Source organism: Pedobacter sp. B4419 (assembly GCF_059693725.1).
In genome coordinates this window covers 342419-367068 of sequence record NZ_JCASSL010000002.1, presented here as the reverse complement: position 1 = coordinate 367068, position 24650 = coordinate 342419, and the positions used below count along the sequence as shown (strand labels likewise).

Here is a 24650-nt window from a genome sequence, read left to right as displayed (position 1 = left end):
ATCTTAAAATCTTATAAGCCCATATTTAAACCAAATGACAAGATCAATGGCTGCGGGTAGGCGTTAAATGAATTTTTGTAATCGTTTCTGTTCGATGGCGTTGAATAAGGTGTCCAAAAACCTACGTTGTCTGCCTGGAAATAAACATTGGCCCTTTGCAACTTTATTTTGCTTAACCATTCTTTTGGCAAGCCATAATTTAAGCTGATGTTTTGCAGGCGCAGACTGGTTTTTTTGTGCAAGAAACGGGTAGAGTTACGGCCATTGTTGGCGTTTTCAAACAATACCGATTTTGGGATATTGGTCAAATCGCCTGGTTCTCTCCAACGATCGAGCAAGTTGGTTGATTGGTTATCATCGGCCAGGTTACGTCCGTCTGATTCGGCATCGCGCTGCAGATCGCTAAAGGCATAGCCACCCACATTGTAAATCATCAATGCCGAAAGCGTAAAGCTTTTGTATTGGAAAGAGTTGGTCATCCCGCCAAAAACATCTGGTGTACTAGAGCCAACAATTACGCGATTGTTAAGGTCAAAAACCTTGGTAATGTTGTTGTTCTTGTCATACCAAAGCGGACCGCCATCACGTGGATCGACCCCAGCCCAACGAATAAGGTAAAATGCATTGGCATCTTCTCCTTCGCGTCTCATGGTGAGGTCGAGCACTTTATCGTTGCCGTTATACAATTTTAAAATCTTGTTTCTGTTGTGCGAAATGTTGAAAGAGGTATTCCATTGGAAGTTGTCTTTAACAATGTTTTGGGTGTTTAATGTGACCTCGATACCACTGTTCCTTACCGAACCGATGTTTTGTAAAATACGGGTAAAACCGGTTGTACGGGTTACATCTACCGCATCTAATATTCCTTTGGTTGTATTGCGGTAAAACTCTACCTCCATCGAAATGCGTTTGAACAAGCCTATGCTCAAGCCTCCGTTAATGAGGTAGGTGGTTTCCCAAGAAAGCACTGGATTTTCACCAGAAGTCATAATGGCACCTTCTTGGCCGTTGTAAATGGTAGAATTGGTAAAGGTGTAAATACCTTTCGATTTGTAAGCTCCGATCCTTGAGTTGCCATTGGTGCCATAGCTGAGTTTAAATTTGGCAAAATCGATGGCCTTGATGTTCCAGAACTTTTCGTTGCTAATGGTGTATGAAGCACCAACAGATTGGAAGGTAGCCCATTTTACGTCAGAGCCAAAGTCGGAATTGGCATCTCTACGGAAACTTCCCAAAATACTGTATTTATCAGATAAGGTATACCTCAATTGTCCATAGTAGGAAACGCCGGTTTTTTCTGCTCCAGAAACCAGAGCGGTTGCTCGGGTAGCATAATCTACATTTCTAATCAAATCGTCTGAAAAGCCATAACCTGTAATCGAAAAAGAATTACGGTCTTCGCTTCTGGCCTCGGCGCCTAATAATGCCGAAAAAGCATGTTGCTTAAAGCGTTTCTCGAAATTAAGCCTTTGCTGACTGTCCCAGTTAAAGCCTTTGCTATGGCCTCTATAAGCCATACCATCGCCACGTTCGCTAAAGGTGTACATCGAACCATAAATGTTTTCTCTGGTTTTGCTGTAATCGATACCGTTAGTGCTGGTAAAAGTAAGCCAAGGCCAGAATCTAACGGTTCCGCCAATGTTTCCGGTTACGGCTACCGTACGTTGCCTATCGTCGTTCAGCTTGGCTTCTGCATAGGCATTGTAAGGCTTCAGCACAAAAGTGCCATCGGGGTTGTAAATGCCATCAATTGGCCTATTGTTATAATAGGCATCGCCAGGCGAAAACATGTTGTTCACATTGTAAGAAGCGCCTACTCTTAAGAAAAGATCGATTGATTTATTAACTTTCTGATCGATGTTGGCCCTAGTGGTGAACCTTTGGGTTTCGTTGGCGATCATGATTGGTTTTTCACTGAAATAGCCTGCTGAAACGTAATACCTGGTTTTTTCGGTGCCTCCAGAAAAAGATAAGTCGTGTTGCATGTTAATGCCGTTGCGGAAAAAGGTATCATACCAATCCACATTAGCGGTCCCTAAGTCGGGCATCATTTTAGGATCTAAAGCCGTATTGTTTAAATAAGATTCGCGGTACAACTCACGATATTGATCGGCATTCAATACATGGAAACGGTTATTGGTCAATACGTTAATGCCCGTTCTGAAGCTGTAGTCTAATGATTTAGTACCCGGCTTCCCTTTTTTGGTGGTGATCAGGATTACTCCATTAGAACCGTTGGCGCCATAAATAGAAGTTGCTGTAGCGTCTTTAAGGATTACGATTGATTCGATATCGTTAGGATTGATGAAAGTTAAAGGGCTGATACTGGTTTGGGTACCTGGAATCATATTGGTTTCGTCGCCAGTATTTAATGGGATGCCATCAATTACCCAAAGCGGGTCGTTTGAAGCACCAAACGAGGCCTCGCCGCGAATCCGGGTTTGCATCCTTGGGCGTGCACTGCTCAAAGCCGCACCTTGTGCCTCGTATTGTACGCCAGCTACCAAACCTTCTAGTAAAGCATCTATTCTGTTTGAGGGTTTACGCTGCAATTGTTCGCTGTTTACCTGAGCTGCACTTCCAATTTGGTTTTCCTTTTTCTCAGAAGTTCCGTAGGCGGTAATGATCACTTCCTGCAGGTCGCTGGCGGTTTGCAGCAATACTGCATCAATGTTGGTTTGGCCGTTTATGGCAATTTCCTTGGTGCCATAACCAATCAGCGAGATCACCAATGTAGCATCGGCAGGAGCCTTGATGGTATAATTGCCATCCCCGTCGGCAACTACCGCTCTCTTAGTGCCTTTTATGCTGATCACGGCACCGGGTAAAGGCAAGTTGGCTTGTCCGGGACCTTCCTTAGATTTTACAGTCCCTTTAATCGTAATATCTTCAAGTTGGCTTGTCGTTTTGGCTTCGGTAATGATTACCGTTTTATCGATAATGCGATAGTTTAAGGCCTTGCCTGCGGTCATTTGTTTCAATGCCTCTTCAAGGGCAGCATTTTTAAGCTCCAAGCTTACCGTACCCGATTTTTTAAGTACGGCTGCATCATACAGAAAAGAAAATCCGCTTTGCTTTTTGATGTCGGTGCATACGCTCTCAATACCCGCATTGCGTACAGATAGGGTTATCTTTTGTGCAAAGCTCGAAGCATGTACGCCAAGGCACCCGGCAATCAACAAGAAAATAGTTAACTTCATAACTAATAGTGTGGTTCTATTAAATAGCTTATACTTTCTCGGATACTTGCCGAGAAGGAAATGTTTCATATTTTTGTTTGTGTAGTTTTTAAATCGGTTTATTTCAATAATTTGTCGAGAGAACAAACACAAATTTTAACCGGGGACATGGCAGTGTTCCCGGTTTTTTTTGTGCCTGTGCTGTAATAGTTTGTTTGGTTTATTACATAAGTTGTTTGTTTGGTTTGGTTAAAAATTTACAGTTACAGTTCTTTCTTTAAGGGTAAAATCGGCACCGCTTACCGCATTGAGCATTTCGAGTACCTGATTTAAGGTAGCCTGCCTGCGGATATCGCCACTATATTTTTTGGTACTAGGTTCTCCGTTGTATTCGATCTTTACATCGTACCACCTGGCTATCTGGTCGAGTATTTCTTTAATGCCATCTTCATGGAAGTAGAACATGCCTTCTTTCCAGGCAATCGATTTATAGGTGTCTACTTTCTGTACGTTAAGCAGGCCATCGGCTATGCTGGCTTCGTCGCCAGGTTTAAGCAAGCCCTGGTCTTTGTCGGTTCTGATTTTAATTGCACCTTCCAAAAGGGTGGCTTTGGCTTTTTCTCCGCGGTAAGCGCTGATGTTAAAGTGTGTTCCCAATACTTCAACCTCGGTATTGTTGAATTTTACAATGAAAGGCAGGTCTTTGTTATGGGCAACCTCAAAATAGGCTTCGCCATAAAGTTCAACGCGCCTGTCGCCTTTGTTAAAATTGTTGCTGAACCTGAGAATTGAAGCCGAGTTCAGAAATACTTTGCTGCCATCGGGCAAAATCATTTTGTATTCTCCTGCTTTTGGCGTTTTGAGCAGGTTATAGCCTTTTTGACTTCGATTGGCATTGTTAACTACCAAGAAACCATCTTTGTTGGCCAATATCGGGTTGGCTTGTGCCACTGCATGTCCATCCAAGTTTACGGATGAGCCATCTGCTGATGTAAATATGGCTTTTAGGCTTCCAGGTTTTATGTCATAAGCCTCAGATTGCAATGCCAAAACTGGCGACTGGGTATTCTGGGTTGAGGTATATTTGTAGACGCCAACACCAACTACCACTAAAAGAATAGCGGCTGCGCTGTAGCTGATGAGCTTGCGCCAAGCAATTTTTGGAGAAGGCTTTAAATTCAGTTTATTCGCCAGTTTGTTCCAGTCTCTATCTGTATCAATAGAATCGAAGTAGTTGATTTCTTGTTGTACGTTTGCCGTATCGCGAAAGGATTCTAAAAGCGCACTGTTATTTGGATCGCTGGCTAGCCATAGCTCAAAATCTTTACTTTCTTGTTCAGAAAGCTCGTTCTTTAAGAACTTGGTAATCAGTTTGGAAATTAATTCGGGGTCTTTTTGCGTTTTCATATTCTTAGGTAAGAAACCTGAAAAGCAAAAAAGGATGAAAAGAAAATGAACTTTTTTTTAAAATTATTTTTGGTGGGCCAGGAAAATTAAAATCAGCGCTAAAAAATCTGGATTAACGCGCATTTTTAAGAGTTGCAGTCCGCGTTTTTTCTGTGTTTTTACGGTGTTGATGCTAATACCTAATTCGGCAGCAATCTGGGGATTTTTTAGACCTTCTAAATAGCCCATTCGAAAAATTGCCTGACAGTTTTTAGGAAGGGTAGTGATTACTTTATGCAATTCGGCAATTACTTCAGAGCGGATCATTGAATTAAGGCCAATGGCTTCTTCGGCAGGATCTGCCTCTTGTTTGTTCAAATAGCCAGTTTCCAGTTTTTGCCTGCGTAACTTGTTTAGACAGGCGTTTTTAACCGACGAATATAAAAAAGAGCTAATCGTTGCCGGATCTAACTCCAGCTCGGCTTGCTTATCCCAAAAGCTTACAAAGGTTTCCTGTACAATATCTTTGGCCAGCTCATCGTCTTTCAAAAACTGCATGGCAAAGTGGCACAACTTTGCATAGTTGTTTCTGAACAATTGTTCAAATGAGTTGGTATGTACGTTATTGGACAAGTTTGGGTTATTGATGTTGAAACATCAAAAATAATGTTTGTTAAGGAGCAAAGCAAACGTTAAGCTATTGATTCACTGATTAAAACGATTTTGTTGCGAAAATTAATGTAAAATATGTGAACATTTTAGGAACGAGTAGGAGAGATGGAAGATGGAAAATGTAAAATGGAAGAGGAGGTGGTTCATAATCAAACAATTCTATTAATTTGTATTTGGAGCGCTTATTTCTGCTGCTATTAAAGCCAGTCCCGGTATTCGCTATAGCCCTCGTACCTCGGGGCTGCCGCTTCTATCGGGGCTATGGAGCAGGGCCGGTTCTCAAGAACATTGATAAGTCGTCCTTGCGATGAACATAACGAAGAAGCAGTCTTTCTTACCAATGAGATGCCGGATAGGTGTGCAGCATGACGTGTAATAAAAAATCCCGAGAAAAATTAATTCCTCGGGATTTGTTCATTCTATGCTTTACGAAAGCTTTTGTGTTCTTTGCGGTTCACTTTTAACTTCTATTTTTAACTTTCAACTATTTAAACTCCCTAAAATCCTGATCGGCTTTAATGTTCAATAAGCTTTCGTAAATGAGGCTGATTACGTTGTCAACATCTTCTTTGTGCACCATTTCTACCGTAGTGTGCATGTAGCGCAAAGGCAGGGAAATTAATGCCGAAGGCACGCCACCGTTAGAATAGGCGAAAGCATCGGTATCGGTTCCTGTTGAACGCGAAGAAGCCTGACGTTGGAATGGGATTTCGTTTTTCTCGGCTGTTTTGATCAACAATTTGTTCAGGTTGGTTTGCACGGCAGGCGCATAAGAAACCACCGGACCTTTGCCACAAGCTAAATCACCTTGGGTAATCTTGCTGATCATTGGAGTAGTGGTATCATGGGTCACATCGGTTACGATAGCTACATTAGGCTTAATGCGTTGGGCAATCATTTCGGCACCACGCAAACCAATTTCCTCCTGTACCGAATTCACGATGTATAAACCAAAAGGCAATTTTTTCTTGTTCTCTTTTAGTAAACGGGCCACTTCGGCAATCATAAAGCCACCGGCACGGTTATCTAGGGCACGACCAACATAATAGCGATCGTTCAATACCATAAACTCGTCCTCATAAGTAATTACGCAACCCACATGTACGCCTAAGACTTCTACTTCTTCCTTGCTGGTGCAGCCACAATCTAAAAAGATGTTCTTTAATTCTGGAGCCTGTTCTTTTTCTCCATGACGGGTGTGGATTGCAGGCCAGCCGAATACTGCTTTTACATAGCCTTTTTCGGTATGGATATTTACACGCTTCGAAGGTGCGATCTGATGATCTGAACCTCCGTTACGGATCACATAGATCAAACCATCGCTGGTGATATAGTTCACATACCATGAAATTTCATCGGCATGTGCCTCGATAACTACTTTATAACTGGCTTTTGGATTGATTACGCCTACTGCGGTGCCATAGTTATCAATAAAATGCTCGTCGATATAAGGTTTTAAATAATCCAGCCAAAGTTTTTGTCCGCCCCACTCGTAACCGGTAGGCGCTGCATTGTTAATGTATTCTTCGAAAAACTGTAGCGATTTTTTGGTCACCACAGGAACGTGTTTTTTCTTTTTTTCTTCGTCTTTTTTCTTTGCCATAATATATAATATGATTACAACGATTAGATGATTAAACAATCATCTTGCTCATGGATTTGTATTGTTATTTATCTTCTTTGCCACGGAGAAATTTAAGTTTTGGTAAAGAACCTTAAGCTAAATTTGATGTTCCGTGTACTTTGTACTTTCTTCTTTTCTTTGCGGTTAACTATTTAATTCCAATTCCATAACCACAAAATCGTAACCGGCTGCGGTATAGGTCTGGTCAGTTTCGGTGAAGCCAAATTTAAAGTAAAATTCTTTGGCATTCACCCTTGCGTTGCACCATAATTTGGTCAGTTTTTGCACTTGGCAGAAATCGATCAGGTATTCCATCAGTTGTTTGCCGAGGCCTTGCCCCTGTGCTTCGGGCAAAACAGCCAACTTGCGAAACTGTCCAACGGTACCTTCGGTAAACAAAGACACCACGCCAGTAAGTTCATGAGCTAGGTAAATGCCAAAATGGATGCCTTCGAAATCGTTTTCCAGTTTTACAAAATCGTAAGGCTGATCTGGATACATGGCAATGTGCCTAATGCGCCAAGTTAATGAGGGAAATATCTGTTCAACTACTGCTGTCATCTATAATAAAAAGGTAAAGCCTATCCTGGCATCAATGCCGTAATAGGTTTCAAATTCGTTGATGCGCACGGTAGGGCCTAAGGAAAGCTCAAAGCTCGACTTTTTGCCCATGGCATGCTGAAAGCCCCATTGTGGCGTAATTCCAATTTCCCAATCGGGGGTAAAATAGCCATCGTGATTAAACAATGGAGAAAAATAACCAGCTACATCCAAGCCGAAATAACTACCCGAATTGTTGATGGTCCTTTTTCCCTTTTTTATACGGTTTTCAAAATTGTAATATTTTCTGATGCCCGCATAAACACTTGGGCTCAGGTTAAAATATGTTTTGCTGTTGTCGTCGTTTGTAAAAGCGCCATCGTAATATTCTATCAAAAGAGTACCAGCCAAGCCACCGCCTATATAAAGCGTGGTTTGTTTCCCGATTTTTTGTTCGTTTTCGTAATACAATCCCAGTAGGTTAAGCCTAATTTTATTAAGCGATTTTACCTCTGTTGGTTGCTCTACCTTGGCCGTATCCTGAGCCATTGCCTTGTTAAAACCTAGTGTAATTACCAAGAGGATGACAAATGTTTTGAAAGCGTGTTTAGGGTTCATAAATAGTTTTTTTGGTTAGGGAGTGAACTTCTTTCTGCTATAAAATTGATAAATTAAAACATTGATTACTACAATGGCCGTCATTCCATAACAGAACAAGTTCCAGCCACCTTGGTCCCAAAGTAATAAACCTAAAGCAGAACCACAACTGGCGCCCACAAAACTTACCGACATGAAAATGGTATTGAGCCTGTTTCTGGCTTCAGGAATTAAAGTATAAATACGGGTTTGGTTGGTCACATGGATCGCTTGTTGACCGATATCAATTAAAATAATGCCAATGATAAAAGGAATAACCGCCGTGCCGATAAAATAAAACAAGGCCAAGCTCACCAATTGCAAAATAAAGCCCTTCATTAGGTTTTGACGTGGATTGCCACCATCGCTCAATTTGCCTACCAACGGAGCGGCCAAAGCACCTGCTGCTCCTGCAATACCAAAAAGGCCTATTTGCAGGGTTTGAAAGTTATAGGGCGGATTGGCCAAGAAAAGTACCATCACCGTCCAGAAACCACTAATAATGGCAAAGGCCAAAAAATTGATGATTGAAGTTTCACGCAATACAGGCTGCGATCTAATGTAGCCAAACATGGAACTCATCAGCTCTTTATAATTGCCCCTAAACGAAGGATAGCTTTTAGGAAAGCGTTTGGCCATTAAAGCAATCAATAATACACAGATGCCGGCCGCCATGTAATAAACTGCGCGCCAGCCTAGCCAAAAGCCGATGCTGCCGCTTACCGCCCTCGAAGCTAAAATACCTACGAGCAAGCCACTCATTACAATGCCAATGTTATGTCCGCGATTGCTGTCATCGCTTAAATTGGCGGTTAAAGGTAAAATAAGCTGGGGTACGATGGAACATACGCCAATTAAGAAGCTGGCTATTTCTAAAAGGAAAAAGCTTTTGGAAATCGCTGCCAAGAGCAAGGCCAAAATCGCCAATCCCGTGATCACCAAGATTTGTTTCTTGCGTTCGAACATATCGCCCAATGGTACCAGTAAAAAAAGCCCCAAGGCATAGCCTGCTTGGGTAAGGTAGGTGGTTTTGCCGGCCACTGTTTCGCTCACACCAAAATCTTGGGCAATTAAGATTACTAATGGCTGGCAATAATAAATATTTGCCACAATGAGGCCAGTACAAAAGGCCATTAATAAGACGTCGGCTCGCTTTAACATGGGAAAAGGGTTTAAGGTGGGGGTTAGAGGGTGGAAGGCAGAAGATTTTAAGACTGCATAATGCGCCCCAAACCTTTTACCTTCTGCCTTCTACCTTAAAGGGGTATATTGCCGTGTTTTTTACGTGGACTGTTCACCACTTTATTTTCGAGCATTTTAAATGCTTTGATCAATTTAAGACGCGTTTGCGATGGCTCGATTACTTCATCAACAAAACCGCGTTCTGCCGCACGGTAAGGATTGGCAAAGATTTCTGAATAAAGCTTTTCTTTCTCCAGCCATTTCTCCTGTGGATTTTCGGCACTGCCAATTTCTCTTTTGAAAATGATTTCTGCGGCACCTTTTGCACCCATTACCGCAATTTCGGCACTTGGCCAAGCGTAATTCATATCCGCACCGATGTGTTTTGAGTTCATTACATCATAGGCGCCACCATAAGCTTTACGGGTAATTACCGTAATTCTTGGTACAGTGGCTTCACTAAAGGCATATAATAATTTAGCACCATTGGTAATAATTCCATTCCACTCCTGATCTGTGCCCGGCAAAAATCCTGGTACATCTTCAAAAACGAGTAAGGGAATGTTAAAGCAATCGCAGAAGCGAACAAAACGGGCTGCTTTTACCGAAGCGTGGTTATCTAGCACACCCGCCAAATAAGCAGGTTGATTCGCTACGATGCCGATGCTTCTTCCTGCCAGGCGCGCAAAACCTACTACAATGTTTTCGGCATAGGCTGCATGTACTTCTAAAAAGCTGTCGGCATCAACTACGTTATTCACTACGTCCCTGATGTCATAAGGTTGTGTGGCGTTTTGAGGCAACAGCTCGTTTAAAGCCGGCCTGCTTTCGTCAGAGCCTTCATAAGCCAAACTGGTTGGAATTTCTTCGCAGTTTTGAGGCATGTAGCTCAACAATTTTTTAACATGGCTAATGGCATCGAGTTCATTGGCACAGGCAAAATGCGTAACGCCCGACTTCGTGGCATGGGTAGTCGCTCCGCCTAGTTCTTCAGAACTTACCTCTTCATGCGTAACTGTTTTAACCACATTTGGTCCGGTTACAAACATGTATGAAGTGTTTTCAACCATTAAGATGAAATCAGTAATGGCAGGCGAATATACAGCGCCACCCGCACAAGGACCCATTATGGCCGATAACTGAGGGATTACCCCAGAAGCCTGTACATTACGGTAAAAAATATCGGCATAACCGCCCAAAGAAACCACGCCTTCTTGGATACGGGCACCGCCACTATCGTTCAAGCCGATAAGAGGCGCGCCATTTTGCATGGCCATTTCCATTACCTTGCAGATTTTCTCTGCATGTGTTTCTGAAAGAGAGCCACCAAAAACAGTAAAATCCTGAGAAAAGACATAGGTTAAACGGCCGTTAACGGTGCCGTAGCCCGTAATTACGCCATCGCCCAAATATTTTTCCTGCTCCATCCCAAAATCGGTGCTGCGGTGGGTAACCAACATGCCGATTTCTTCGAAGCTGCCTTCGTCCAATAGAAAATGAATACGTTCGCGGGCAGTTAATTTGCCTTTTTTATGTTGGCTGTCGATACGCGCTTGTCCGCCACCTAAATGGGCACTTTTTATTTTATCCTGTAAGATTTCAATCTTGTTTTTCATATTCAAAAAATGGATTTTTTTAAAATTAGAAATTACCAACGGTATTGCAAACGCGTAGTAAACACATTGTCCTTTAAATCGCTTTGATAGCCTGATAGGGCCGTACCATCGTTTGTCACATGTTCGTTGTACACGGTCAGTTTTAGGCGTGAGCTTAAAGCACAGGTCACACCATAACCCAAAGTTCCGTATTTGATATCGCCTGCGGTAGTGTTATTGCCGGCTAAGCCAATTTCGTCTTCATCGATATCGGTGTTTGGATCGTAAACATCGTAAGCCATGATAACGCTGAACCTCGTTTTGGCAATCTGTTGGGTAAGCCAAAAGTAATAGCCGTTAAAGTGGCGCAGGTAAAGGTTCGTGGTTGGCTGTGCTGCAAAGCTCTGACTGGTATAAGGGCCGGTCAAACTTGCGCTACTGGCCACGCCTGGTTGGGTGCCGGCAATATATTCGGTCTTGAAACTGGTGGCCCCAAACGAATTGTCGTATTGCAACTGGAGGTTGGCGCCAAAATAATCGCGCTTAAGGTTATTGCCTACGTTGCTTGCACTGGTATTGGCGGTAAAGCCATTTGCATTGTTGGTGTAATAGGTCTCGGTATTGCTGCGCACCGATCCTTTATAAAAAGAGCCTCCAAAGCCGATGTGCAGTTTTTTATTGGCCAGGCTGTCAAATTTAAAGTTGAGGCTGCCTACCATGTCTTTTTTTGAATCGTAATCTCTGGCCGATAGTCCGCTGCCATTAATTACAGCAAAATCGGCAGTTAAAAACTTGGCTATTTTTTGGGGATGAAAAGAAACCATCGCTCCTAAATCTCTTTCCCTAGGCATTAAGGTCTGAAATACGCGTGCCCTCTCCGGAAAATCGCGATAGCCAGAGGAATAAATGATCGAATAGCCAAACGGACGGTTGAAAAGACCTGCAGTAAACAAAAACTCCGGAATCGATGGCGCATGCAATTGGATGAAGGCGTCCATTAAATTAACTCCATTTTGCGTAGCATCGATCTGAAAAACGATATTCGAATATTTATCTACCCTGTCTATTTTTAAACGGCCCCTTCTAATGATGAAACGGCTGTCGCTATTGGCAGAGAAATCTCCGCCAGAGAAAGAAGTAATGCCCGATGATTGTGCTTTTTGGAATTGGGTTTGAAGGTAGCCGGTAATTTTAATGTCGTGGATATCAATAGAAGATGGGGCATTGTTATTTTGCGCAAGGGCCAAAAAAGGACTTAAACAAAGAAACAAAAACAGACTTTTTTTCATAGCAAAGGGTGGAGCTCGATTAGGGCGGTGAAATTACGGTTAATCCACAGCTTTTGGAACAGAAATTATTTTTTTAACGGTGCTTATCCTACTGGTTTTAAAATGTTAATGATTTAATTACATTTTTTTTACTAATTTATTTGCCATTTTGGTGCTTTTGGAACTATTTTTGGAGAAATCGAGAAAATAAAAAAGATTTATGTGGCTTAGAAAATACCGTATACTTATCGTAATTGCCTTCATGGGCGTATTTACGTCTAAGATGGTGATTTCTGGCGCGCCGGTATTTTTTGCGCATTTAGACAAGTGTCTGATGAATGCTGTAATTATGCAGCTTGAGGCAGAAAACCATGGCGATGATACGGCCAAGGGCAGCGTAAAGTTTGCCGATCATAAATTGATGTTTTATCGCTATGATTTGACTTATGTTCCCCTCGAAATCGATTATGGGGTAACCAATAGCTTTATAGAACATTCTCGACGGTATGTAGATCCATATCATCCATCTGTACCAACACCACCTCCTAACTTTTCATAGGCTTTTTACGCTGAATTGCTAAATTTTACCGCAGTAGAATACTGTGGGGCAATTTCTTATGGAAAAAATAAAATTTTAACGCAAGTTTATTATGGAAAATGTGGGTTCGACCTCAGGGTCGGGAATAAATAAGTATTTCTTAAAAAAGAATTTAAAACGCGACATACCTTCGAGTCTCGTGGTATTTTTAGTGGCATTGCCCCTATGTTTGGGTATTGCATTGGCCTCTGGCGCGCCATTATTTGCCGGCTTAATTGCCGGTATTGTAGGTGGCGTGGTTGTAGGTGCTTTTAGTGGTTCGCAACTGAGTGTGAGCGGACCGGCAGCGGGTTTAACCGCAATTGTATTGGGTGCTATTGCCTCATTGGGCAGTTATCAAATCTTCTTACTTGCTTTGGTTTTGGCGGGTGTTATCCAATTGGTGCTCGGCCTGATCAAGGCCGGCACTATTGGAAATTATTTTCCGTCGAGTGTAATCGAGGGGATGCTGGCCGGTATTGGCGTATTGCTGATTTTAAAACAGCTGCCACATGCAGTTGGTGTAGACAAAGATTTCTTTGGCGACGAGGGCTTTTTTCAAAAAGATGGCGACAACACCTTCTCGGCCATTCTGCATGCCGCTAATGGATTGAGTTTGGCAGCCGTAGTCATCAGCTTGATTTCTATCGCTATTCTTGTCTTCTGGCCAAAAATCAAAAAACTGAATGCCGTACCTGCTCCTTTTTTAGTGGTGATACTAGGCGTGGGCTTGGCTTTGGCTTTTCAGGGTACCAGCTATCAGCTAAGGGCCGATCAAATGGTAAACATTCCGCTGTTTAACGGTTGGGAAGAGTTTAAGAACTTGTTCAGCACGCCAGACTTTTCGGCCATCAGCAATAAGCAGGTTTGGGTAGTTGCCGTTACAATTGCCGTTGTAGCCAGTTTAGAAACCTTGTTGGGTATTGAAGCGATTGATAAAATCGACCCAATTAAAAGGGTAACGCCAACCAACCGCGAGCTGATTGCCCAAGGTATTGGTAACATGACCAGCGGGATGTTGGGCGGTTTGCCGATGACTTCGGTAATTGTGCGCAGTTCGGCCAACGTAAACGCCGGGGGCAGAACCAAAATGTCAACTATTATCCACGGTACTTTGCTGCTGTTGTCGCTGCTGTTTATCCCGAGGTTGATCAATATGATTCCTTTAGCCTGTTTAGCCGCAGTACTTTTGGTAACCGGTTACAAACTGACACGCATTTCGCTGTTCAAACACATGTACCACAAAGGTTGGGATCAGTTTATTCCATTTGTGGTTACCGTGTTGGCCGTAGTGCTTACCGATTTGTTAAAAGGTGTTGCCATTGGTATGGCATTCTCTATTTTTTACTTGTTGCGTACCAATATGCGTAACCCTTTCTTTTACAAGGTACAGGAAGAGGGAAACAAGAAAAATATCAGGATTAAGCTGGCCGAAGAGGTGTCGTTCCTAAACAAGGCTTCTATTCAGGTATTGCTTACCAATATTCCGAAAGAAACCAACGTAATTATCGACGGCTCTAATGCCAGGTACATTGATCCCGATGTGTTGGAAACCATTTTTAATTACAAACATAATGCTTATACTAAAGGCATTATCGTAACTTTAGAGCACATTAAAAGTCATTACACCGTACCTAAATTAACTAACAAAATTGTAGAAGAAATTAATAAATAAGAATAATGAAGGCACATACTTTAGAAACACAAGCAACAATTACCCCTGAAAAGGCATTTGAAATACTAAAAGAGGGTAATGAAAGATTTGTACAAAATTTAAAAGCCAATAGAGATTTATTAGCACAAGTAAATGATACCAGAGCAGGGCAATGGCCATTTGCGGTAATATTAAGTTGCATAGACAGTCGTACTTCTGCCGAATTGATCTTTGACCAAGGTTTAGGAGATGTTTTTAGTGTGAGAATTGCTGGCAATTTTGTAAACCAAGATATTTTGGGTTCTATGGAATTTGGCTGTAACGTTGCAGGATCTAAATTAATTGTTGTTTTAGGACACTCAAAATGCGGTGCTTTAAAAGGAGGATTAGATGCTGTTGCAATCAGAGAAACGGGAATGGAAAATCTTAGTCATTTAGTAGATCATTTTACTCCAATTATTGATGAAATTATTGCCGATGGAGAAGAACGTTCTTCTAAAAATAGTGATTTGTTGGAAAGATTGAACCTGCAAAATGTAAAACAAACCATACAGGATATCCGTAGCCAAAGTGCTACGTTAAACCAAATGGAAAAAGATGGAAAAATAAAAATAGTGGGCGCCAATTATAATGTAGAAACTGGTGTTGTAAGCTGGTTGTAGTATTTTAACACCATCAAAAAAGCCTCCAATTTGGAGGCTTTTTTTTGAATGGCTGTGCGATTTAATGATTTTATTTAAGAAACTCGAGGTTCCAGATTTTTTCGGCCTTGCGGCCAATGAGCCAGAAAGAAGCCGCTAGCACCAAAAAGAAAAGCGCTTTGTGCCAGCTGTCCCAAAAATATTCGAAATAGCGCGTGTAAAGGTTTAGAAACAAAAAAGTGATGCCAAATTCGCGTGCAATTCCATCTCTGTACTTAAGGCCTACCCAAATGCTGAGAAGGCAAACCAGGGCCGAAATAATGGCGTAGTAGAACAGGCTCAGTTGTTTGATGCCATACCAGGCTTCCAAAGTTCCGTAATTGCCAAAAACCGATAAAAACCATAGGGATACAAACAGGTATACCATACCGCAGACATAGCTGACCTCAAAAAAGTAGTTCCATTTTTTGTTGTTGCGCAGCAAGAACGACATAGCCGTTACGGCTACGCCAAAGCAGACAAAGCGCAAAGGGTAGTTCATCCCCAAGAAATAATAATTGCTCCGGCTCAGGTAGCCTGTTTCTGTTCCAAACCAGGCTGCCAATGAAATAAGTGCGAAAACCCAGGTCAGCTTGGAGCGATACAGGTAACCGATGGTACCATAAACAAATACAGAAATGAGGATGAGGATGGAGAAATGCCTGCTGCCGTTATCAATGGTTTTGCCAAAATAGGCGAGTGCATTGGCAGTTAACAAAATGGCACTAAAAAGAATGGCCTCATTGCTAAATTTGAGTTCGCTGTTGTGTTTTTTTCTTTTAAAGCCTATATAATATAGCCAAGCAGCGCCGGCTGCAGATAATAGGCTAATAAGAATATTAGGTGTATCGTATATTTTTTTGAGGTAATTGAGTACCGAATCGTCAATCAAAAATGCACCTAGGGAGATAAAGCCACAGGCCATGGCAATCCAAAAAGAATATTGAGCCAGCCTTAACCAGTCAAAAGCCTTGGTTTCGTAGCTTTTCTTCAATTTAGTTTCGGTGTCGGCATCTATCAAACCATCGGTTTTCCATTGCTCGATCACCTCGTCTAAAAACTCGCTTTTGTCTTTGTCGATCTTCATCTGTGTGCCTAAAGATAGCATCGCTATTTAAAAGAAGCAAATAAAACCATGATCTTCGTTTGCTAACAGGCCTTTGTTGTGGGCATCTTTTAGTATCTTTCGGCAAATAAACCAAATATTGCCTCATCCAATTGCACGTGTTATCCCCATACGTTTGAGATGAGGTTTGATGCTTGCCATGAGAAAACAACGACTGCCTGTTGAAATCAAAAAGAAGGAAGGCTTTGAGGGCCAAAGACATATCATACTGCCTAAGAAGATCGAAAGTGCTTTTTTAAAGAAAGATCCCATTACCAAACAGGTCTATATTACGGATATAGGACATTTTCCCAAAGCCAAAAACCATTTTGTAAAACGAGACGAAGGCAGCGATCAGCATATTTTGATTTATTGTGTAGATGGCAACGGATGGATAGAAGTAGAAGGACAAAGGATCGTGATTTCGCCCTCTACGTTTTTTATCATTCCTTTGGGTGCCAAGCATAGTTATGGCTCAGATCAGGATAATCCCTGGAGTATTTATTGGGTTCATTTTAAGGGAAAGCTATCCGGTCATATCATCAATCTCATATCTGAACAGACCAGCAAGCTGGAACCCAAGATTATCTTTAACGAAAACAGGATCAAGATTTTCGAAGAGATCTATCTTACGCTCGAAAACGGGTATAGTGATGATAACCTGAGGTTTATTACCATGGCATTTTACCACTTTCTCTCTTCTATTCTTTATGAAGACAAGTTTGGGAGGGTAGAACTGAAAAACAGCAACCAAATGGTCAATTTGGTGATCAGGTTTATGCAACATAACCTGGGCTCAACTTTTAGCCTTAAAGATTTCGCCGATAGGGCCAATCTCTCTGTTTCGCATTTTTCTGTGGTGTTCAGGTCGGCCACCGGTTATTCGCCCTTAGATTATTTTAACCACCTTAAAATACAGAAGGCTTGCCAGCAATTACTGTACTCTGATTTGTCCATCAAACAGATATCTAATGCCGTTGGTGTAAAAGACCCCTATTATTTTTCGCGCCTATTTACCAAGTGGATGGGAGTATCGCCTTCGGCCTACCGCAAAAGAAAACAGTAAAATAGTACATCTTTTTAAGCATATCCTCAAGTAAATTGCCTGATTAGGAAAGGGAATATTAACGAACTTCGTTAGCTTAAATATCCCTAAAATGAAGTTGCGTTTACCTATTCTCCTTTTGTTTCTGATTGCCGGTTTAATGTTGTGCCCGATAATAAAGGCCCAAGAGCATATTGCACTGGCAGGCAAATGGTCTTTTGCACTTGATACCGATAGCAGTAATTACAAACAAAACAAGCCACCAAAGCAATTGACTCAGCTTATCTCGTTGCCAGGAACTACCGATCAGGCAGGTTTTGGCAAAGTCACGCAAGGTTCGGATTACGGCATTTTAACAAGGGCACACAAGTATATTGGTCCGGCATGGTACCAGCGTAGCATTCAAATTCCGGCATCTTGGGCCAACAAAGTCGTAAATCTTTATTTAGAACGGGTATTATGGGAAAGCAAGGTTTTTATAGACGGCAAGCTCGTATCAACGCTTTCGCCTTTATATGTTGCCCATCAGCATCAACTGGGCAAGCTTAAACCGGGGCCTCATGTATTGACCATTTGTATTAATAACGACCTGATCCACCAGATTGGGGACAAGGGACATGGCTACTCTGAATATACCCAAAGCATTTGGAATGGTATTGTAGGCAAGATCGAACTTCAAAAGGTTGAAAATTTGGCCATTCAGGAAGTGAAAACCTATTCGGAAGCTGACAAAAAGCAACTCAGGTTTGAGGTACAGCTGACTAACGGAACAGCAAAGCCAATCAGTTACCAGCTTGTTGCATCGCTTAAGGATAAAGCTAGCGGAAAGGTCATCAAAACGATGAGTAAAAGCCAAAAGGCCACAGTAGGAAGCCAGAAAACAACATTAACGTTAAGCAATCTAGAAAATATAAAAAGCTGGGACGAATTTGACCCTCACCTTTATACGGTTACATTAAGTGTGGTACAAAATAAGGTGAGTGACACTTGGACCGACGAAGTGGGCTTTAGAAAACTAACTACTAATCAGCATAAAATACTGATCAATGATAAAGCTACTTTCATCAGGGGCAATTTAGATTGCATTCATTTTCCTTTAACTGGCTATCCATCGTGCAACGAAAAGGATTGGGAAAAGATTTTTCAAAAATACAAAGACTACGGCCTAAATACGGTGCGTTTCCATTCTTGGTGCCCACCAGAAGCTGCCTTTAAAGTAGCCGATAGAATGGGTATTTACATCCAAGCCGAAATTATATGGCTGGATTGGTGGATGGCAACCAGCGAAAACGTGAGGCCAGAAATGCTCACCAAAGGCTTGCCACAGGGGCTAGGAAAAAATCCAAGTGCCGATGCTTTTGTACAGGCCGAAATGAGCAGGGTACTCAAGGCCTACGGCAATCATCCATCGTTTATGTTCTTCTGCATTGGCAACGAATTGGGAAATTCAGATTTTGAGGTGATGCAATCTTGGCTTAAGAAAGAAAAAGAGGCCGATCCGCGAAGATTGTACTCGGTTTCTACTGCACGTAAGATCATGCCCTTAGACGACTACAGCGTAACGCATAACATTCCGGGCATTGGTGGCACCTATGGTTACAGCATGAATAAAACCGATGCCGGACTAGAGAAAAATTACAGCAAAGCTAATCTTCCAATCATTGCACACGAGGTAGGCCAGGCACCTGTTTATCCAGAATGGAGCGAAATCAGCAAATATAAAGGGGTGCTGAAAGCACGTAATTTCGAAGAATTTAAAGCCGTAGCCACTAAAAATGGAATTGCAACTCAGGATAAGGATTTTCATCAGGCCAGTGGCAAACTGCAGGAATTGCTTTATAAAAACCTGATTGAGAATGTTTTCTTGGCACCATCAAGTGCCGGCTACCAATTGTTGAGCATGCAGGATTACCAAGGACAGGGAGAAGCGCTAGTAGGTTGGCTAGATGCATTTTGGGAGGATAAAGGCATCACCAAGCCTGCAGATTTCAGGCAGCACAGTAATGCCGTAGTACCTTTAATTCGTACAAAAAGTTTTACCTACAGCCGTACCGATACCATTAAAATAGCAATGGAATTGGCCAATTACCATAATTTTACCATCAAGAAGGCTCTAAAATGGGAATTTAAGGATGAAGCAGGCATTATCATCAAGGCCGGTACTTGTAAGGAAAATCAATTTGAGCAAGGCAAGCTGACCAAAGCAGATAGTGTTGCCCTTGCCGCTACATCATTTCCAAATAAAGCAGGGGCCTACACTTTTCGCTTATATTTTGCAGATCAGTCTTACCAAAACTCATGGACTTTCTTTGTGGTACCACATCAGGATGCCATCGAAAAAAGAGATGTTTTTGTTGCAAAAGAATGGGATGCCAAAGTAGACAGCGTACTGAACCAAGGAGGCAAAGTACTTTTATTGGCCAATCAGCTTGGTACAAAGAGCAACTCGCATGCACTTTCCTTTACGCCTTTGTTCTGGTCGGCCAGCTTTTTTCCTGGACAGGGCAACGAAACATTAGGCTCACTGATAGATTCTAAAAGCGGCGCCTTTAAAGATTTTCCAACCGCCAACTTTACCAATTGGCAATGGTATCGAATTACGCCGGGCGCAAAATATTTTAAGCTGAGCACCATGCCGGCCAATTATAAGCCTTTGGCACAGCCTGTATCAGATTTTCACTATAACGAGAAACTGGGCAGTATTTTCGAGACTATGGTGGGTAAAGGCAAATTATTGGTTTGTGGCTATAACCTCGACCAGCCTAAAAACGATTATGCGCAACAGCTGTATTTAAGCTTGCTCAATTACATGAATGGCGAAGCATTTAATCCAACATTCGCCTTGCCCGCTCAGGAGCTTAAAGCCCTGTTGGCCAAGACCAAAATAGCAGACAATGAGGTTCCATTGCCTACACAATTTAAGGAGGCGTTTTTGTTTGTAAAGGCTGGGGCAAATGCAACTGGCAATGCGCCATGGAAAGGCAATCTAGACTCTGTGCTGGTTAATAAAGGCTATCAATTTACAGTGGCTGATGCCGATATTGTCAAAAGCAACAATGAGCTAGGTTGGAAAGGCAAAAACATGCTCCTTAAAATAGAACCGCCAAGAGGCGTAAAAGGCTACGTCTATTTGCATTTGGCAAACCCTAAACAGTTAAAAAATAAGGGGACCATCACCTTAGAAAGTAGGGAGATTAATACTGGAGATATACCAGTTGGGGGTAAATGGATCAAGGTATTGATGATGCGGGAAGATACCAATGATGGCAAGCTGGAAATTCAGGTATTGTCTGATCACAATGAAGCATTGCTGATAGACCAGTTGGTCATCATGCACGAAGATTAAATTCGCTCTACTTATGAAAGAGAAAGGTCGGGTTTTGCGCCCGACCTTTTCTCGTTTATTAACTTTCCGCTAAAAACGGATAACGGTAATCTTTTGGTGGATCGAAGGTTTCTTTAATGGTACGTGGAGAAACCCAACGCAACAAATTGATCATCGAACCGGCTTTGTCGTTGGTACCGCTTCCTCTGGCACCGCCAAATGGCTGTTGGCCAACTACGGCACCTGTACATTTATCGTTAATGTAGAAGTTGCCTGCTGCATTGCGCAAGCGTTGTGTGGCTTTTTCCAAGGCATAACGATCTTGGCCAATTACTGCACCGGTTAAGGCATAAATTGAAGTACTGTCAATGATGTCAAGCGTTTTATCGAAATCTTTGTCGTCGTAAACATAGATGGTTAAAACAGGACCGAACAACTCTTCGCACATGGTTGTGTACTTAGGATCGTTGACCACTAAAACCGTAGGCTCAATGAAATAACCTTTAGATTTATCGTAATTGCCACCAGCGATAATTTCTACGTCTTTGTCTTTTTTGGCCGCATCGATATATTTAGCCAAGCTATTGAATGATTTCTCATCGATAACTGCATTAATGAAATTGCTGAAATCTTCGGTTGGACCCATTTTGAAGGTAGCCAAATCCCTCACCATCAATTCCTTGATTTTTGGCCATAGGCTTTTGGCAATGTAAACCCTCGATGCTGCAGAACATTTCTGACCTTGGTATTCGAAAGCGCCACGGATGATCGCTGTGCTAGAAACCTCGGCATCGGCAGAACCATGGATCAAGATAAAGTCTTTTCCGCCAGTTTCGCCCACAATGCGCGGGTAAGTTTTAAACTTATGGATGTTGTTTCCAATGGTTTTCCAGATATCTTGGAAAACACCGGTCGATCCGGTAAAGTGGATGCCTGCAAAATCTGGGTGAGAGAAAATCACATCGCCAGCATCAGGACCAGAAACATAAACCAAGTTGATTACGCCATCAGGCAAACCAGCTTCGCGGAAGATCTGCATCAGCACATTTGCTGCATAAATTTGGGTATTGGCAGGTTTCCAAACCACTACGTTGCCCATCATGGCTACCGAAGTAGGCAAGTTGCCGGCAATAGCGGTAAAGTTGAATGGAGTTAAGGCAAATACAAAGCCTTCTAAAGGGCGTTGCTCTACACGGTTCCAGCTGCCACGAGGCGATACCGGAGGTTGTTGCTTGTAGATTTCGGTCATGTAGCTCACGTTGAAACGCAAGAAGTCAATCAGCTCGCAAGCCGAGTCGATTTCTGCCTGAAAAGCATTTTTGCTTTGTCCCAACATCGTAGCCGCATTTAATTTATAACGGTACGGACCCGCAATTAGATCAGCAGCTTTTAAGAAGATGGCCGCACGGTGTTCCCATGCCAGGTTTTCCCAATCAGCCTTGGCTGCCAAAGCAGCATCAATAGCTTGGCTTACATGGTTTTTGTTGCCCTTGCTATAATTGGCCAACAAATGTTGATGATCGTGGGGAGGCGTAATTTTTCCTTTGTCTGCTGTATGCACTTCTTCGCTGCCGATATACATGGGTATATCGATCACTTGTGAGCGGCTTTCAGCTAATGCCGCTTTCAATAATTCGCGTTCTTTACTTCCTGGTGCGTAACCCAAAATGGGCTCGTTTACCGGAGGTGGTACGTTAAAAAATCCTTTAAGCATGATGTTTTGTGTATGATTTGCACAAAGATAGGATTTTTGCACAAAGGCTTCCCTATAATTTGGTCAAGAAAACCTCATCTCAATATCAGATTTTTAGGGTCTTAAGCCCGAGTTTTTTATTTCACCACCTTAGGCACCTAAGTACAGCATGGCTCATTATAGAAGAAGCATGGTAGAAGTAGTTTTTTTATGCCACCCCTCTACCTTTTCATTGAACATTAACGCCCAGTTTTGCTATTTGATCATTAAGACCATCTTCCATCTTCCATTTCCCGTCTTCCATTAGTTGAAAAACAATGGTAATGCCCATCGGCAATTGTAGTCCTTCTTTCCGCTTTACTCCATTTCATTTCGTGCCCGCTCCAATAAGGTTTAGCTAACAAAGGCAGCGATTAAAAACCGTAAATGTTTTAAGGTTGAAAGGTTGTAATGTTGTAAAGTTCAATTGTTAAACTGCAAATTGCCAACTAACAACTGCCAGCTAAAACTAGCGATCGCTCCGTTCTTCCATTTTCAGGTCGGTATCAAAAGGACTTTTGGTAAAGGGATAAATAGACTGCTTGATGAAACCTTTCGGGTACTGCGATTCGCGCACGCCAGTGCCTTCGGGCCACTTTTTGTCCGGCAGGTAATAAGTCCCAAAAATCATGTCGATAAAAGGGAAAATCGATGCGAAATTGTGCCCATAATATTTGGGATCTTCGCAATGGTGCCAGTGATGATACTGCGGCGTGGTAAAAATGTACTTGAGGAAGCCAAAATTAACCCTGGTGTTGGCATGGATCAATACGGCATGTATGGCGATAAAAATAATGTACACATTAAAAACAGCAGGTGAAAATCCCAGGATATACAAAGGGATAAAAGTCATGGCCCGGGTAAAAAAGATGTCAATAAAATGGGTACGGCTGCCCGCCAGCCAATCCATGTTTTGTGTAGAGTGGTGTATCGAATGAAAACGCCACAGGTATACGCGGGTATGGAAAAAACGATGTGCCCAATATTGAAACAGATCGGTACTAAAAAAGGCAAGGAACAGCGCCAGGGCAAAAGGCAGGCTCTGCACCCAAAGGTGGATTTTTTCCAAGCCCATCCATCCGAAAAACAAGATAGCCGGCTTTTGTGTCACAATGCCAAAAAACTGGATAAACAAATGGCTAACGATAAAATAGGTCAAATCAGTTCTCCATTCTTCGTGAAACTTGGTCTGTGATTTGTTTCTTGGAAAAAACAGCTCCAACGGAATAAAAATCAGTGTCATTAAAAACAGGTCCAACAACATCCAATCCAGTCCAAAATGCCAATTGGTACGTTCTACATCACGGCCCTGTACGCTAAGGGCGCCAAAAAGAATGGCTAATCCGGCAATGCCCGAACCAATTAATGCCCATTTGATCTTTTTGCTCAACAGGAGGCTCAAGGCGGCAAAAAAGAAAGAAGCAATGATCACGATCGTCATGAGGGCTTCCATGCTCTCTTTTGTATAAACTTCTCTAAACTCTGGAGTGGTCAGTTGTTCTGGATAGCGAAAACACAGGATGCCCAAAAGCGCTGAGGTAGCTAAAAAGATAGAGATGTAGCCACTGATTTGGCCCTGGCCAATTTTTAAACGTTTGTTTGGTGCCATTAAAATAATTTTGTTGCCAACAATAATAGCTAAAATATTAAAATGTCTGCTTTTTAAAATAGCAATCCAAAGATTTAGTGCCAAATAATACCCGATTCCCCTCTTTAAAATTGGGTGCTTTTCGCACAAGAAAAGAGGCTTTTTGGACTGATTCTTGACGGATCAAAGAGAATTTTGACAATCACAATCGTGTCGCTTCATGATGCGGTTGAACCTATTAGCTAAAAAATGATGAACATTAAATTACTGCTCAGGTCTACGGGCCTGATTTGTTTTGTGCTATTTGCCCAGGCAGCTTATGGCCAAAAAACAACCTATGTGTTGCCAACTTCGGCTTTTGACGAAGCAGGCACTGCCAAATTATTGGAACAAGGCGATTGTACCATCCGTGGCAAAGCCTTCCTCAATAAAAAAGGCAAGGCAAACTATGTAAGAAAAGGAGGAAAAGTGATCCTTTTTCCGGTAACCCCTTATTTCAGCGAGTTTATGGAGCTGAAAAAGAAATATCCGAAAGGCAAGAAAGAAGCCACCATGACCAATAATGCTTTTGCCTATCGCGTGGAAGGCAAATACCTGGATGACCAGGGAAGCTTTGAATTTTCGGGCCTAAAACCTGGAAAATACTGCGTGATGACTTGGGTGCCTTTTGAGAAAAACAAAAATGTAACCCTCAGAACAGGCACACGAACCTATTACAATGTCTACTCTGGAAACGAGGTGGGTTCAGAGGCCATTTACACCAATTACAAGCAGAGCTATAGCGATGAGGAAGAAGTTATCGGCTATGTAGAAGTAAAAGGAAACGGGCAGGTAGTTAACGTAACGGTAAGCAATTAAATTT

General features: G+C 42.2%; 18 protein-coding genes. 6 read left to right on the top strand and 12 right to left on the bottom strand.

The genetic code is table 11. The features are described from left to right. Positions 1 to 11: 11 nt before the first annotated feature. The 9 genes from AC570H_RS13250 to AC570H_RS13210 all read right to left on the bottom strand — a co-directional run bounded on the left by AC570H_RS13250 (position 12) and on the right by AC570H_RS13210 (position 12103). On the bottom strand, positions 12 to 3200 hold the full coding sequence (locus tag AC570H_RS13250; protein WP_497355559.1) for a SusC/RagA family TonB-linked outer membrane protein: 3189 nt from the start codon (positions 3198 to 3200) through the stop codon (positions 12 to 14). A gap of 228 nt (positions 3201 to 3428) precedes the next feature. After that, positions 3429 to 4586, bottom strand: a complete 1158-nt coding sequence (locus AC570H_RS13245; protein WP_497355557.1) for a FecR family protein — start codon at positions 4584 to 4586, stop codon at positions 3429 to 3431. A gap of 63 nt (positions 4587 to 4649) precedes the next feature. Continuing rightward, the gene (locus AC570H_RS13240; RefSeq protein ID WP_497355555.1) at positions 4650 to 5198 is read right to left on the bottom strand and encodes an RNA polymerase sigma-70 factor; all 549 of its coding nucleotides are present in this window, start codon (positions 5196 to 5198) and stop codon (positions 4650 to 4652) included. 523 nt (positions 5199 to 5721) lie between these two features. Beyond that, positions 5722 to 6840: a M42 family metallopeptidase gene (locus tag AC570H_RS13235; RefSeq protein ID WP_497355553.1), complete on the bottom strand. Its 1119-nt coding sequence runs from the start codon at positions 6838 to 6840 to the stop codon at positions 5722 to 5724. Positions 6841 to 7005: 165 nt separating this feature from the next. Next, the gene (locus AC570H_RS13230) at positions 7006 to 7422 is read right to left on the bottom strand and encodes a GNAT family N-acetyltransferase (protein ID WP_497355551.1); all 417 of its coding nucleotides are present in this window, start codon (positions 7420 to 7422) and stop codon (positions 7006 to 7008) included. Then, entirely contained in the window at positions 7423 to 8019 is a 597-nt protein-coding gene (locus tag AC570H_RS13225) for a hypothetical protein (RefSeq protein WP_497355549.1), read from the bottom strand. A 15-nt stretch (positions 8020 to 8034) separates the two neighbouring features. Next, a complete protein-coding gene (locus tag AC570H_RS13220; RefSeq protein ID WP_497355547.1) occupies positions 8035 to 9198 on the bottom strand; it encodes an MFS transporter in 1164 nt (387 codons plus the stop codon). Positions 9199 to 9293: 95 nt separating this feature from the next. Beyond that, on the bottom strand, positions 9294 to 10835 hold the full coding sequence (locus AC570H_RS13215; RefSeq protein WP_497355545.1) for an acyl-CoA carboxylase subunit beta: 1542 nt from the start codon (positions 10833 to 10835) through the stop codon (positions 9294 to 9296). Positions 10836 to 10867: 32 nt separating this feature from the next. After that, positions 10868 to 12103 carry a porin gene (locus tag AC570H_RS13210; RefSeq protein ID WP_497355544.1) on the bottom strand — a complete coding sequence of 412 codons (1236 nt, stop codon included), beginning with the start codon at positions 12101 to 12103 and terminating at the stop codon, positions 10868 to 10870. Positions 12104 to 12302: 199 nt separating this feature from the next. Here AC570H_RS13210 and AC570H_RS13205 point away from each other — a divergent pair, with 199 nt between their 5' ends. From AC570H_RS13205 to AC570H_RS13195, 3 genes are all read left to right on the top strand, one after another. Then, the gene (locus AC570H_RS13205) at positions 12303 to 12641 is read left to right on the top strand and encodes a hypothetical protein (protein WP_497355542.1); all 339 of its coding nucleotides are present in this window, start codon (positions 12303 to 12305) and stop codon (positions 12639 to 12641) included. A gap of 91 nt (positions 12642 to 12732) precedes the next feature. Next, complete coding sequence (locus tag AC570H_RS13200) at positions 12733 to 14334, top strand: SulP family inorganic anion transporter (protein WP_497355540.1); 1602 nt, start codon at positions 12733 to 12735, stop codon at positions 14332 to 14334. Positions 14335 to 14339: 5 nt separating this feature from the next. After that, the gene (locus AC570H_RS13195) at positions 14340 to 14975 is read left to right on the top strand and encodes a carbonic anhydrase family protein (protein WP_497355538.1); all 636 of its coding nucleotides are present in this window, start codon (positions 14340 to 14342) and stop codon (positions 14973 to 14975) included. A gap of 70 nt (positions 14976 to 15045) precedes the next feature. On the opposite strand, the gene AC570H_RS13190 is transcribed toward AC570H_RS13195, so the two are convergent. Then, positions 15046 to 16080: a DUF2157 domain-containing protein gene (locus tag AC570H_RS13190; protein WP_497355536.1), complete on the bottom strand. Its 1035-nt coding sequence runs from the start codon at positions 16078 to 16080 to the stop codon at positions 15046 to 15048. Between the two features lie 178 nt (positions 16081 to 16258). On the opposite strand from AC570H_RS13190, the gene AC570H_RS13185 reads away from it, so the two are divergent. Together AC570H_RS13185 and AC570H_RS13180 are read left to right on the top strand one after the other, a co-directional pair. Beyond that, entirely contained in the window at positions 16259 to 17164 is a 906-nt protein-coding gene (locus AC570H_RS13185; RefSeq protein ID WP_497355534.1) for an AraC family transcriptional regulator, read from the top strand. A 91-nt stretch (positions 17165 to 17255) separates the two neighbouring features. Further along, complete coding sequence (locus tag AC570H_RS13180; protein ID WP_497355532.1) at positions 17256 to 20489, top strand: DUF8487 domain-containing protein; 3234 nt, start codon at positions 17256 to 17258, stop codon at positions 20487 to 20489. A gap of 58 nt (positions 20490 to 20547) precedes the next feature. On the opposite strand, the gene pruA is transcribed toward AC570H_RS13180, so the two are convergent. Then, entirely contained in the window at positions 20548 to 22182 is a 1635-nt protein-coding gene (gene pruA, locus AC570H_RS13175; RefSeq protein ID WP_497355530.1) for an L-glutamate gamma-semialdehyde dehydrogenase, read from the bottom strand. Positions 22183 to 22669: 487 nt separating this feature from the next. Beyond that, positions 22670 to 23809: a sterol desaturase family protein gene (locus AC570H_RS13170; protein ID WP_497355528.1), complete on the bottom strand. Its 1140-nt coding sequence runs from the start codon at positions 23807 to 23809 to the stop codon at positions 22670 to 22672. A gap of 228 nt (positions 23810 to 24037) precedes the next feature. On the opposite strand from AC570H_RS13170, the gene AC570H_RS13165 reads away from it, so the two are divergent. Beyond that, positions 24038 to 24646 carry a hypothetical protein gene (locus tag AC570H_RS13165; RefSeq protein WP_497355526.1) on the top strand — a complete coding sequence of 203 codons (609 nt, stop codon included), beginning with the start codon at positions 24038 to 24040 and terminating at the stop codon, positions 24644 to 24646. Positions 24647 to 24650 lie beyond the last annotated feature (4 nt).